Annotated in this window: 11 protein-coding genes; 4 read left to right on the top strand and 7 right to left on the bottom strand. The window is 69.0% G+C overall.

The features are described 5' to 3' along the window. Positions 1 to 168: 168 nt before the first annotated feature. Positions 169 to 633 (bottom strand): hypothetical protein, encoded by a 465-nt coding sequence (locus QK444_RS20515; protein WP_195114751.1) that lies wholly within the window; start codon positions 631 to 633, stop codon positions 169 to 171. A gap of 152 nt (positions 634 to 785) precedes the next feature. On the opposite strand from QK444_RS20515, the gene QK444_RS20510 reads away from it, so the two are divergent. Together QK444_RS20510 and QK444_RS20505 are read left to right on the top strand one after the other, a co-directional pair. Beyond that, the gene (locus QK444_RS20510; protein WP_282782691.1) at positions 786 to 1,403 is read left to right on the top strand and encodes a class I SAM-dependent methyltransferase; all 618 of its coding nucleotides are present in this window, start codon (positions 786 to 788) and stop codon (positions 1,401 to 1,403) included. 46 nt (positions 1,404 to 1,449) lie between these two features. Further along, positions 1,450 to 3,009, top strand: a complete 1,560-nt coding sequence (locus QK444_RS20505) for an NAD(P)/FAD-dependent oxidoreductase (RefSeq protein WP_282782689.1) — start codon at positions 1,450 to 1,452, stop codon at positions 3,007 to 3,009. 138 nt (positions 3,010 to 3,147) lie between these two features. Here QK444_RS20505 and QK444_RS20500 read toward each other — a convergent pair whose 3' ends face one another. The 3 genes from QK444_RS20500 to QK444_RS20490 form a co-directional block, all read right to left on the bottom strand. Continuing rightward, complete coding sequence (locus QK444_RS20500) at positions 3,148 to 4,068, bottom strand: LysR family transcriptional regulator (RefSeq protein ID WP_039807933.1); 921 nt, start codon at positions 4,066 to 4,068, stop codon at positions 3,148 to 3,150. 107 nt (positions 4,069 to 4,175) lie between these two features. Further along, positions 4,176 to 4,733, bottom strand: a complete 558-nt coding sequence (locus QK444_RS20495; RefSeq protein ID WP_282782686.1) for a dihydrofolate reductase family protein — start codon at positions 4,731 to 4,733, stop codon at positions 4,176 to 4,178. Positions 4,734 to 4,818: 85 nt separating this feature from the next. Beyond that, positions 4,819 to 5,445 (bottom strand): GDSL-type esterase/lipase family protein, encoded by a 627-nt coding sequence (locus QK444_RS20490; RefSeq protein ID WP_282782684.1) that lies wholly within the window; start codon positions 5,443 to 5,445, stop codon positions 4,819 to 4,821. Between the two features lie 243 nt (positions 5,446 to 5,688). Between QK444_RS20490 and QK444_RS20485 the strand changes: the two genes are divergently transcribed. Next, complete coding sequence (locus tag QK444_RS20485; RefSeq protein WP_282782682.1) at positions 5,689 to 8,301, top strand: lysylphosphatidylglycerol synthase transmembrane domain-containing protein; 2,613 nt, start codon at positions 5,689 to 5,691, stop codon at positions 8,299 to 8,301. Positions 8,302 to 8,308: 7 nt separating this feature from the next. On the opposite strand, the gene QK444_RS20480 is transcribed toward QK444_RS20485, so the two are convergent. Both QK444_RS20480 and fadD5 read right to left on the bottom strand, forming a co-directional pair. Beyond that, a complete protein-coding gene (locus QK444_RS20480) occupies positions 8,309 to 8,926 on the bottom strand; it encodes a cysteine hydrolase (RefSeq protein ID WP_282782680.1) in 618 nt (205 codons plus the stop codon). A gap of 68 nt (positions 8,927 to 8,994) precedes the next feature. Then, the gene (gene fadD5, locus QK444_RS20475; protein WP_282782678.1) at positions 8,995 to 10,581 is read right to left on the bottom strand and encodes a fatty-acid--CoA ligase FadD5; all 1,587 of its coding nucleotides are present in this window, start codon (positions 10,579 to 10,581) and stop codon (positions 8,995 to 8,997) included. A gap of 307 nt (positions 10,582 to 10,888) precedes the next feature. Between fadD5 and QK444_RS20470 the strand changes: the two genes are divergently transcribed. Further along, the gene (locus QK444_RS20470; protein WP_282782694.1) at positions 10,889 to 11,857 is read left to right on the top strand and encodes a nitronate monooxygenase family protein; all 969 of its coding nucleotides are present in this window, start codon (positions 10,889 to 10,891) and stop codon (positions 11,855 to 11,857) included. Between the two features lie 124 nt (positions 11,858 to 11,981). On the opposite strand, the gene QK444_RS20465 is transcribed toward QK444_RS20470, so the two are convergent. Continuing rightward, entirely contained in the window at positions 11,982 to 12,932 is a 951-nt protein-coding gene (locus QK444_RS20465) for an MBL fold metallo-hydrolase (RefSeq protein WP_282782676.1), read from the bottom strand. Positions 12,933 to 13,084: the final 152 nt, after the last annotated feature.

The following is a 13,084-nucleotide window of genomic DNA, read 5'->3' as shown; positions in this document are numbered from 1 at the left end:
GCGGTGATCCGGCCACCGCGCCCGCCAATGCCTGGAGCGCCATGGTCTGCCGGTCGTCCACGCGGGCGAAACCGTTCACCAGTGCGGCGTCGAATCCGGCCACCACCTCCTGGGCAACCGCTATCTCCTCGGGCGACGCGCCCAGCAGTTCTTCCCAGCGCACCGACATCAGCGGCTCACCCCCGCCGCCGGAAACCACTGGAGTTCGGGAATCGGCGAATTGCTGCCCGGCAGTTCCAGATACGACAGATGCCGCAGGAACCGGCTGAAGACCGGGGCCGCCGGGGCCGGATCGCGAGTCCCGTCGAGCGCGTCGGCCAGCCGTGCCCCCTCGGGCACCTCCACCCGCAGGTAGCGGGCGACGCGCTGCTGCCCGTACTGGAGCACCGCCTCGGCGATGAGCGCGTCCAGGTGTTTGCAGGTCCAGTTCCCGGACAGGCCGCCGCAGGGCCGATTGTTGTTGGTGCTACAGCTGAATCCGTGCGTCCCGGCCGTCACCGACGCCACGTACACCCGGGCGATATCGGAACCGCTGGACACCACACCCTGTAGCCGCCCCTCCGCCAGTTCGACGAACGGCACCTTCGCCAGCTTGCGCGGCGCGACGGCGGGCAGCACTCGCACAATCGACATGCTTGTCGAATTTTCTTGTGCGGCTTCATCATTCGAATTCGAGACCATCACTTTGCCTCCCACTTGGTCGCGATGGGCATGAAGCTATGCCATGCCACCGACAGGTTCCCGACGGGACGTTCGCGGGTCCGGCACTGGCTACAGTCGGGTCTATGGCGGATGACGAGATGCTGGTGGTAGGGACGGCGTACGACCGGGTCGCGGAACTGTACGCGGCCACGTTCGAGCACGCGCTGCGGGATATGCCCTTCGACCGCGCCCTGCTGGGCGTGTTCGCGGAACTGGCATCGGATCCGGTCCTCGATCTGGGCTGCGGCCCCGGGCGGCTCACCGGCCATCTGCGCGATCTCGGCCTGGACGTCTCCGGTATCGACCTCTCGCCGGAGATGATCCGGCTGGCCCGCGCCGCCCACCCCGGCCTCCGCTTCGAGGAGGGCTCCATGGAGGCCCTCGACCTACCCGACACCTCCCTGGGCGGCATTCTCGCCTGGTACTCGACGATTCACACCCACCCGCGGCGGCTGCCACTCGCATTCGCCGAGATCGCGCGGGTGCTCCGCCCGGATGGTGTTGCGCTCTTCGGGTTTCAGGCCACCGAACGCGGATATGAGGCATACGACCACAGGGTCACGACTGCCTACCGCTGGGCCCCGGACGCCCTCGCCGAGGTGCTGGCCCCGCACGGCCTGCACACCGTCTTCCGGATGGTCCGCGAACCCCAGGAGAACGAACGCGGCGCACAGGGCTGCCTGCTGGCGGTGCGGCGCTGACCGTGGCCTACCGGTGATTGTCGGTGCGCGCTTCTAGAGTCGACGCATGAACGACAGCAGCTCTCCGGTCCGGGGTCGGTACGACGCCGTCATCGTCGGGGGCGGCCACAACGGCCTCGTCGCGGCGGGTTATCTGGCGCGGGCGGGTCGGTCGGTGCTGATGCTGGAACGGCAGGCGCACACCGGTGGCGCGGCGGTGTCGGAGCGGGTGTTCGCCGGGGTGGACGCGCGGCTGTCACGGTTCTCGTATCTGGTGAGCCTGTTGCCCGCGAAGATCATTCGGGACCTCGGGGTGCGGTTCGAGACGCGCAAACGGCGGATCTCGTCGTATACGCCGGTGGGGGACGGCGGGCTGCTCGTGGACGGGGGATCGGCGGGGGCCACGCGGGCGAGTTTCGCCCGGGTCACCGGATCGGAACGGGAGTTCGACGCCTGGCAGCGGTTCTACGCCGAGATGGGGGAGTTGGCGCGGCGGGTGTTTCCGACGTTCACCGAACAACTGCCGACACGGACGGAGCTACGCGGCATCGTGGCCGACGACGCGATGTGGGAGGCGATCTTCGAGCGGCCGCTCGGCGAACTCGTGGAACGGACCTTCACCGACGATACGGTGCGCGGGGTGGTGCTCACCGATGCGCTGATCGGGACGTTCAGCCATGCGCACGACGCGACGCTGGCACAGAACCGGTGCTTCCTCTACCACGTGATCGGTGGCGGGACCGGGGATTGGGATGTGCCGGTCGGCGGCATGGGGGCCCTGACCGACGCGCTCGCGACGGTCGCGCGGACGGCGGGGGCGGAGATCGTCACCGGCCGCGCCGTGACCGGGATCGATACCGACGGCCGCACCGCGGAGGTGCGATTCGACGGCGGCGCGGTGGGAGCCGACCGCGTGCTGGTCAATGCCGCACCGTATGAGCTGGGGCGACTGCTGGGCGAGCCGCGCGCCAAACCCGAAGGCGCGCAGCTGAAGATCAATATGCTGCTGCGGCGGCTACCGGCGCTGCGGGATCCGGCGGTCGATCCGCGCGACGCCTTCGCGGGCACCTTCCATGTGGGGGAGGCGGCCACGCAACTGGAACGCGCCTACCGGGAGGCGGCGACGGGACGGCTGCCCGCCGAGCCGCCGTCGGAGATCTACTGCCATACGCTCACCGATCCGTCGATCCTGTCACCCGATCTGGCCGCGCAGGGGGTGCACACCCTGACTCTGTTCGGATTGCACACGCCCGCGCGGCTTTTCGACGAGGATCCGGAGGGCGCGAAGTCGGAGCTGGTGGCCGCCACCCTCGCGCGACTGGATTCGGTGCTGGCGGAACCCATTCGCGACTGCCTGGCCCTGGACGCGGACGGCCGCCCCTGCCTGGAGGCCAAGTCACCGCTCGACCTGGAGCACGAGATCGGGATGCCCGGCGGGCACATCTTCCACGGTGATCTGGAATTCCCCTATCGCGCCGACGATTCCGACGACAGCCCGGCCACCCGCTGGGGTGTGGCCACCGGGCACCGCAATGTGTACCTGTGCGGCGCGGGCGCGGTACGCGGCGGCGGGGTGAGTGGTATCGGCGGCCACAACGCGGCCATGGCGGTCCTCGACGAGCCCTGACCGCGGCGGCGGTGATGATGCGGCTCCGGCGGCAATGTGGTTACGACCGGGATTCGCCAGCACGGGGATGCGGCCACGACCGGGATTCGGCTACACGGTGTCTCGGCTACAACGGTGTTCAGCTACGACGGTGTTCAGCTACGACGGACGCCGATACCCGTCGGCGGACTGGCCGATCACATCGGAACAGCAGCGGATGAAATACCGCACCACGGGATCGGTTTCGGAGGCGTCCGGCCACACCACCGCGACCCGGGTCGGCCCGATGCCGTGCACCGGCCGGAACACCACCCCGGGCCGGGCGTGGGTGTGCGAGGTGGACGCGGGGGTGAAGCTGACCCCGTAGCCGCTCGCGATGGCGGTCAGCCACTCGTCGGTATTGCGGGCGATGGCCCCGACGATGGCGGTATCGCGAGGCCGGGCGTCCAACCCCATCCAGTAGTCGCGCCACCACCCGGTATCCGCGGGCGAGGCCACGTAGGGCTCGTCCCACAGCTCCCGGAAGGCGATGTCCTCGCGCTCGGCCAACGGATGGTCCTCCGGCAGCGCGATCCAGCGGGGTTCGGTGAACAGTTCCCGGACGTGGTACTCGTCCTGCCCCGGGAACGGCAGCCGCAGGATGGCGACGTCGACATCGCCGTCGTCGAGTCCGGCGGTCGGATCGGTCCACCCGCCCTGCCGCAGATCGACCTCCCAGTCCGGATGCAGCCGGTGGAAGACCCGGATGATCTCGGGGATATGCCCATCGGCGGCGCTGGGCACCGCGCCGAGGCGCAGCACGCAGGCGGTGCGGCTGGCGTCGCTCTTGGTCTCGCGCAGAATGCGGTCCCACCCGGCCAGTAATCCCGGCACCTGTTTTGCCAGCACCTTGCCGGGCGCGGTGAGCGTCATCCCCGCCCGGGACCGGATGAACAGTTCCACTCCCAGCTGGTTTTCCAGCTGTTTTATCTGTGTGGCCAGCGCGGGCTGCGCGACATGCAGTCGCTGCGCGGCCCGCGCCAAATTCTCGGTTTCCGCGACCGCCATGAAGTAACGCAGCAGTCGCGTATCGATGTCCACGCCACAAGGTTACGAACGCATGTACCCGTAGGCATATCCCGGCGTCCGCCGCAGCGGCCGGAGTTCGTGATGCTATTCGTGATTCCGGCGCTGTCGCGGTGCCCGATTCACCCGAAACTGGGGCGGGTGACGGTGGGAGCGCCGACCCGGTAGGTGGACAGGATGACGCCGTTGTCGAGCGCGGTGGTCTCGACCGCCTCCAGGGTGGCCTCGGCATCGACATCGGTCCACAGCCGGTCGCCCTTGCCGAGCAGCACGGGGTAGACGACCAGGCGGTATTCGTCCACCAGACCGTTCGCTTCGAGGAAGTGGACCAGCTTGGAGCTACCGAAGACCAGCAGATTCTGCTCTCCGCGCAGCTTGGCGATGGAGTCGGCCAGATCGCCCTCGATGCGGTGCCCGTTCCATTCCAGGTCGGACCGGGAGCTCGCCACGTGCTTGGGCATGGCGTTCATCTTGTCCTTGTACTCACCCTCCTCCGGGTGGTTCGGCCAGGCCGCGGCGAACGCCTCGTGCGTGACGCGCCCGAGCAGCAGCGCGTCGGCCTCCCGCATTTCGGCGCTCTTGTAGTCGGCGATGTCGTCGTTCCAGAACGGCACGGTCCAGGCCGGATTCTCGATAACGCCGTCCAGCGAAACGAATTCGGCGACAACGATCTTGCCCATGATTCTTCTCACTCTCGGTGTGGGTTCTTCCGCCTCGGCATGGCCGAGCGGGCTCGAACATGCAGACGGAAAGACCCGCGAGAACTCATCGGCGCCCGCCGCCGGAGATTCGCCCACGGGCTAGGAACCCGGGGTCGGTGAGCCACCGCAGCCAGTGCGGGGCCAGCAGTTCGGCGAATTCGTCGTATCCGGCCGCACCCGGATGCGCCCCGTCCCCGGCGGCGACCTCCGCCATCCACACCCGGTTGTCCCGCAGGGGTTGATGCGCCCGCACGTACGGGACGCCGACCGCGTCGCAGTGCGCCGCGAAGCGCTCGTCCAGGGCGGCGATGCGGTCGGTGTGCGCGGCATCGGCGATAGGCGGCGGCGCGACCACCAGGACGGGCCACTCCCGGGCGCGCGCGACCTCGAGCACGGCCGCCAGATTCGCCACCGATTCGTCGAGCGGGACGCGTGGCCACCCGTGCTCGTGCATGGTGTCGTTCACACCGGTCGACAGCACCAGGCGGGCGTCGCAGCCCGTCGGTAGCCGCGGTTCGCATTCGGTGAGCCAGCGGGCGCGCAACTGGGTGGAGGTCTCCCGGCGCACGCCGAGGTTGTAGTGGGTGAGCGGTTGCCCGGCCGCGATGGCCCGCACCGCCAGGCGGCCCGCCCAGCCCAGGCAGCGTTGGTCGCCGACCCCCGCGACGAACGATTCACCGACGAAACACACGCGAAGATCCTCGAGCACGCCGACGATACTTCCAGGTGCGCCTGGAGGTTGCTCGGCCGTATCGGACGCATCGGGGCGGACACGCCGGACACACTGGGAGATGGGCTCGTCCCGCTGGACCGGCGCGACGGGTTACCGTAGCCGGCGAGTAGGTGTGCGGGTTCGTCCGTCCACCTGCCCGCCAGACACCGAGCCGACCATGGGACCGAGGCAGTTCCCACGATCCGAAAGCGCCGATAGGACATGCGAGTCGACGGACGGGAGATCCCCGTCGCCGGCAGCCTGCTGCAGCCACGGCTCCGGCGTACCAGCGACATCCTGCGGGTGGTGCTGTCGACGCTGCTGGTCGCCGTCGTCATCGTGGGCTCGCTCATCACCCGGCCGCAGTGGGAGGCGCTGGAGCGCTCGCTGTCCGAGATCATCGGCTTCCTGACGCCGGAGCAGTCCAACGCGGTCTACATCGTGTACGGCTTCGCGATCCTGGCGCTGCCGTTCGCCATCTTCCTGCGCCTGATCTGGCGGCGGCAGTGGAAACTGCTGGGCGGGTATCTGTCCGCGGGCCTGATCGCCCTGCTGGCCTTCTCCTTCACCGGAACCGGATTCGCCGCCCCCACCTGGCATCTGTCGGAACCGCAGCAGGTCAACACCTTCTTGTCGCAGTTCCTCGACGATCCGCGCTGGATCGCCATGCTGGCCGCCACGCTGACGGTCGCCAGCCCGTGGCTGCCCGTCCGCGCCCGCCGGTGGTGGTGGACGCTGCTGCTGGCCTTCGTGCCGATTCACCTGGTGGTGAGCCTGGTGGTGCCCGCGCGCGCCCTGCTCGGCCTGGCCATCGGCTGGTTCGTGGGCGCGGTGATCGTGCTCGTGGTCGGCACGCCCGCGCTGGAGGTGCCGCTGGACGCCGCGGTGCGGGTGCTCGCCCGGCGCGGATACCAGGTGAACGCCTTCACGGTGCTGCGGCCGGGCGGACGGGGGCCGTTGGTGCTCTCGGCCAGCACCACGCCGCGAGCGGGAACCAGCCCGGCCGCCACGCCCGGGATGGCGGCGGTCATCGCCTCCGGGTCGGTATCGGTGCGCGGTTCGACACGCAAGACGGCGCGCGCCGCCGGCGGCGGTGTCACCACGGCCGTCGCCACCGCGAACCAGACGGCCGCGGATACGACATCCACACCGGACGGACTCGCCGCCGCGCGGGACCAGGCGGACTCCGGTGCCGCCGCGCTCGATGCCATGCGGCACACGCCCGCCGAGGACGAGCTGATCGTCGAGCTCTACGGGGCCAATCAGCGCCGCCGCAGCGCCTTGCAGGCGCTGCGGCGGTGGCTGACCATCCGCAGCGGCGAGTACCCGGCGCTGTTCGCCTCCATGCGGCGGGCGGTGGAGCACCGGGCGCTCATGGGCATCGCCATCGGAGATCTCGGCCTGGGCAGCAACAAACCGCTCACCGTGGCGGCGCTGGATCGCGGCTGGATGCTGTACGCGCACACCGTGGCCGCCGGGGAGCCGCTGGCCGACACGCACGGCGAACAGCTGGCCGATGTGTGGCGGGCGCTGGACACCATGCACAAGGCGCAGATCTCGCACGGTGAACTGCGCGCCGAGGATGTGCGGGTGGCGGGCGGCGACGTGTTGTTCGGCGGCTTCACCCAATCCGAATTCGGGGCGTACGAGGCGCGGTTCCAGTCGGATGTGGCGCAGCTGCTGGTCACCACGGCCGATGTGTTCGGCGCGGAGACGGCCGTGCGGACGGCCCTCGAGGTGCTGGGCACGCAGCGGGTGCTGACCGCGTCGCGGCGGCTCACCAAGGTCGCCATTCCGGTGCAGGTGCGCAAGTCGGTGCCGGACTTCAAGGAGGTGCTGAAGGCCACCCGCGATCAAGTGGCGCACCAGACCGGGCAGGACCGCATCGAGGCCGCGCAGATCACCCGGTTCTCCCGCAATCAGATCATCCAGCTGGTGCTGCTCATCGGCCTGGTGTACGTGGCCTACCCGTATATCAGCGCGGTGCCGACCTTCACCTCCGAACTCAGCAGCGCCAACTGGTGGTGGGCGCTGCTCGGCCTGCTCGTCTCGGTGCTCAAGTACATCGGCGCGGCCATGGCGCTGTGGGCGTGTGCCGGGGCCGCGGTGAACCTCCGCAATCTCATGCTCATGCAGGTGGCGAACACCTTCGCCGCCACCACGACCCCGGCGGGTGTGGGTGGTCTGGCGCTGAGCGTGCGGTTCCTGCAGAAGAGCGGGTTGGGCGCGGTGCGGGCCACGGCCGCGGTGGCCATGCAGCAGTCGGTGCAGGTGGTCACGCACATCGTGCTGCTCATCTTCTTCAGTGTGGCGGCGGGCGTTTCGGCGGATCTGTCGCACATCTTCCCCAATGCCACGGTGCTGTACCTGGTGGGCGGTGTGCTGCTCGGCCTGCTGGGCGTGTCCATCTTCCTGCCCACCGTGCGGCGGTGGCTGCGCACCGAGGTGCGACCGCAGCTGGCCGAGGTGGTGAGTTCGCTGCGCGAGCTGGCGCGCAGCCCGCTGCGGCTGGTCATGATCGTGGGCGGGTGCGCGGCGACCACGCTGGGCGCGGCGCTGGCGCTGTGGACGAGTATCGAAGCCTTCGGCGGCAGTACGACTTTCGTGACGGTCACGGTGGTGACCATGATCGGCGGCACGCTCGCCTCGGCCGCGCCGACACCCGGCGGGGTGGGTGCGGTGGAGGCGGCGCTCATCGGCGGTCTGGCGGCGTTCGGCGTGCCCGCGAGTATCGCGGTGCCGTCGGTGCTGCTCTACCGGGTGCTCACCTGCTGGCTGCCGGTGTTCGTCGGCTGGCCGATCATGCGGTGGCTCACCGCCAACGACATGATCTGAGCGCGTCTCAGCGGCGGGTCGCGTGCAGGTTTTCGAGCACCTGCTCGCTGGAAAGACAACCGGCCGTGGTCAATTCGAGATCGGACAGCGAGGCGGCGTGGGCCTCGGCCGTCGCGGCGGCAACGCAGTCGGCCACGGGATGCACGTAGAAGCCGAGATCCGTACCGTGCCTGGCGGTCTGCTCGACCGTGAGGTTGGTGGCGACGCCGGTGACGAGCAGGGTGTCGATGCCGCGGGCGGCGAGCCAGTCCGGCAGTGCACTGCCCGCCAGACCGGAGAGCTTCTGATTGTCGAAGACCGCACCCGCGCGGGCCTGCTCCGACATTTCCGGAATGATCTGCGTGCCTGGAGAATTCGGGCGGAACTCGGTCTGCGCGGCGGCGACCGAACGCATGAATCCGGTATTGCGCACCAAAGCGCCCTCGCCGACCGGAATGGTGAAGCGGGTGAACACGACCGGAAGTCCCGCCGCGGCGACCGCACCGTGGAACTCGACCGCCCGGTCCACCACCCCGCTCTCCGCGACCGGTTCCGCCAGCATGGGACCGAAGAACCCTTCGGGCCGAATCACATTCACCTGCCAATGCAGAGCGAGCACCGCGGTGCGCTCCGGTTCGAGCATCATGACCCCATGGTGCGCCATGCAGGGGCCGCGGCGCGCCGGAATGGCGGTACAGCGCGCCGCGGCGGCACTCAGCTACCCGAGTGATCGGTATCTGAGAAGTCCTTGCGCAGTGCGACTTTGACGACCTTGCCGCTGGCGTTGCGGGGCAGCTCCGGCACGATCACCAGATCCTTGGGGTGCTTGTAGCGGGCCAGGTTCTCGTTGAGGAAGGGCTCGAGCTCCGCCAAGGTCAGGTCGGTGCCCGGCAGCAGCGCGACCACCGCCACCGGCACCTCGCCCCACTTCTCGTGCGGGCGGCCGATCACCGCCGCCTCACGGACCTTGGGGTGGGCGAACAGCACGTTCTCCACCTCCGCGCAGTAGATGTTCTCGCCGCCGGAGATGATCATGTCCTTCTTGCGGTCCACCACCCAGACGAAGCCCTCCTCGTCCTGCTTCACCAGGTCACCGGAGTGGAACCAGCCGCCCGCGAACGCCTCCGCGGTGGCCTCGGGCTTGTTCCAGTAGCCCTGCATGAGAGTCGGTCCGCGATAGACGATCTCACCGACCTCGCCGGGAGCCACATCGTTCATCTCGTCGTCGACCACGCGGGCCTGGATGGTGGGGATGGGCTTGCCGACCGAGCCGAGTTTGCGCAGCGCGTCCCTGCCCTCCAGCACACAGGTGATGGGTGACATCTCGGTCTGGCCGAACACCGCTACGTTGAACGCCTCCGGGAAGCGGTCCGCCATGGCCCGCAGCACCGTGTCGGAGGCCGGGGCCGCGCCCCAGCACAGCGAGCGCAGCGCGAGCTTGCGCTGCTCGATCGTCGGGTCCTCGCAGATCATCTGCCACTGGGCGGGGACGCAGAAGGCGGTGGTGGCCTGCTCGGCCTCCACGGCGTCGAGCCACTGACCGGCGTCGAAAGCGCCCAGCGGGTGCAGGATCGTCTTGCCGCCCAACAGGAAATACGGGGTCAGCGATCCCAGGCCCGCGATGTGGAACAGCGGGGAGGTGCAGAAGCCGATGGAGTCCTCGGTGATCTCCATGGCCCGGATGCAGGTGAGCCCCTGCGCGGTCATGTTCGCGTGGGTGAGCACCGCGCCCTTGGGGCTGCCGGTGGTGCCCGAGGTGTACATGATCAGGCAGGGCGTGTCCTCCGGAATGTCCAGCGGCGCATGCGGTTCGCCCGGCTCGGCGATGAAGTCGTCGTAGCCGATCGCGCCGTCGCCGGTCTGCCCGTTGATGACCACGCAGGTCTCCAGCGCGGGCGCTTGGCCGACCATGGCGGTGGCGAGCGGTTGCAGCGGCGCGTCGGTGACGATGGCCTTCGCGCCGGAATCACCCACGATGTAGGCCACCTCGGGCGGAGTGAGGCGGAAGTTCACCGGCACCGCGATGGCTCCGAGGGCGTTGATGCCCATCACGGCCTCGATGTACTCGGTGTAGTTGAGCGCCAGGATGAGCACGCGATCGCCGAACCCGACCCCTCGACGGGCGAGCGCGTCGGCGAACTTCTCCGAACGCTCGTGCAACTGCCGCCACGTGGTGTCCACGCCCTGGAAACGGAAGGCCACCCGGTCGGGCCGCATGGCCGCATGGGTCGCGATCTGGTTGACCCAGTGGTTGCGCCGCGACCGAAGGGGCTCGTCGAGCGGCTGGATGCCGGCGGTCATGCTGCTTCCTCTCACACGGGGAGTGAACAGTCGAGAGAATAGCAACTAACTTTTTGGCGTGACAAGGGTTACAGAGAAGGTTCTGCCGAAATTTTCTCATTCGATCATTTAGCAGCTCAAGACCATAATGTCTGGCCACACCAGGCGCTGACGAGCGACTGTTTATCCACAGGCTCGCCGCAGATCGCTATTTCAGAGTGCAAACGATCGCTCACATGAGGGTTGTCCACCCATATGCAACTATGCGACTATCGGGCCAGTCCGGGCGTGCGTGCGACCCGCGAGAGGCTAGGAGGACAGCGTGACGCTGCGTACCAGGTTCACCGAGGAGTTCGGGGTCGAGCACCCGATCGTGCAGGGCGGCATGATGTGGGTCGGCCGCGCCGAACTCGCCGCCGCGGTGTCGGAAGCCGGTGGTCTCGGCATCATCACCGCGCTCACCCAGCCCACCCCGGACGATCTGCTGGCCGAGATCGAGAAGGCGCGGTCGCTGACCGACAAGCCCTTCGGCGTCAACGTCACCATCCTGCCGTCCATCAACCCGCCGCCGTACCAGGACTACGTCAAGGCCATCATCGAGTCCGGCGTGAAGATCGTCGAGACCGCGGGCAGCAATCCGGAACCCTTCCTGCCCTACTACAAGGAAGCCGGAATCAAGGTGCTGCACAAGTGCACCAGCGTGCGGCACGCCCTCAAGGCGCAGAAGATCGGCGTCGACGGCGTGAGCATCGACGGCTTCGAATGCGCCGGTCACCCGGGTGAGGACGATGTGCCCGGCCTGATCCTGATTCCGGCCGCCACCCAGGTACTGGACATTCCGGTCATCGCCTCCGGCGGTATCGCCGACGCCCGCGGCCTGGTGGCCGCGCTGGCGCTGGGCGCGGACGGCGTGAATATGGGCACCCGTTTCATGTGCACCCAGGAGTCGGCCATTCACCAGACGGTGAAGGAGCAGATCGTGGCGCACAGCGAGCGCGACACCCAGCTCATCTTCCGCACCATGCACAACACCGCGCGCGTGGCGAACAACGAGATCAGCCGCAAGGTCGTCGAGATCGAGAAGTCCGGCGGCAAGTTCGAGGATGTGCGCGATCTCGTCGCCGGTGCGCGCGGACGGCGCGTCTTCGAAGAGGGCGACCTGGACGCGGGCATCTGGTCGGCCGGTCAGGTGCAGGGTCTGATCAATGACATTCCGACCTGCGCGGAACTGGTGTCGCGCATGGTCACCGAGGCGGAGTCGATCATCAACTCCCGCCTGGCGAGCATGATGAGCTGATTCACCCGACCGGACAACCGATGTCGCGGCCTGCCGGGTGACCACGGGGACGACATCGGGTCGGCACTCGACCACCGGGCACCGGTACCCGGCGGTCGACGACGTTCGGCGGGCGCTAGGGATGTCAGGCGCGGGCGGCGCAGGCGTCGTAGTCGTGGGAGGCGATGATCTCGATGCCCTCGGGCAGGGCGTGCAGGCGCTGAATAGTACGGAAGGCGGCGTCGCGGTCGGCGTCGAAGAGCTGGCCGGGCATGGGGGCCTTCTCGCGAATCAGGCGCACCTGCACCCGATTCCACACGGCGTCGCCCGCGAGCAGGACGCGGGTGCCGTCGGCCACGGCCAGCAGGACGCCGACGCTGCCCGGGGTGTGACCCGCGAGGTCGACCAGGACGACCGCGCCGTCGCCGAACAGGTCGTGGCTGCGCGGGAAGGTCAGCAACGGAGGGCCGTCCAGTTCCAGGCTGCCGACGGCGCGGTCGTGCAGGGGTGCGCGCACCACGCCGATGGGGGCGTGCTCGCCGTGCATGGCCCAGTCGTATTCGACGGCGGGCAGCCGTAATTCGACCGAGTCGGGCAGTTCCAGCAGACCCGACACGTGATCCCAGTGCAGGTGGGTGGCCAGCACGAAATCGACATCGGCACCGGAGAGATCGCGGGCGGCCAGGGCGTCGCGCAGGCCGAGTACCGGCTTCTCCGGGGCGACCAACAGCGGCACCGGAAACGGCAGACCGGGAATGACACGCTCGTGCACATTCGCGCACAGCGCGGGATCGACCAGGAATCTGGCGCGCGGATGCTCGATCAGGAACGCGCCCATGGCCATGGGCAGCTCGCGCAGGCTGCGCACCCCCTCCGCCACGATGATCTCCGGGGCCGCCATCCGACCCTGGATGAGTGCGCGCAGCGTGACCGTGGCGCGCGGGGTGGCCGGATCGGCTACCTCGAGTCCGGCCAGGAAGTCGGCGTCCGGTCGGCGGGGCTGCAGCAGTCGCGCCGGGGTGGCGGCGAGCGCGGTGCAGCAGCGCGCCAGGGTGCCGAGAGTGGACGGGCGACCGGCGGTGACGTCGAGGCTCACCGCGCCAGGCTATGCGATCCCGACTCGGGCGGGGAAGGCTCACGGTGTGGAGACATGCGGGGAAGGCTCGCTGCGCGGGGACATTTAGTGCCGACCGGTCGGGGGGGGCCCCCCCCGGGCCGGTAGGGGCGAGGTGTGTTGTGGGGAAAATA

The organism is Nocardia sp. CC201C, assembly GCF_030010695.1.
GTDB lineage: Bacteria > Actinomycetota > Actinomycetes > Mycobacteriales > Mycobacteriaceae > Nocardia > Nocardia otitidiscaviarum.
Note: the sequence above shows the minus strand (reverse complement) of the source record. Positions and strands in the feature narration are given on the sequence as shown.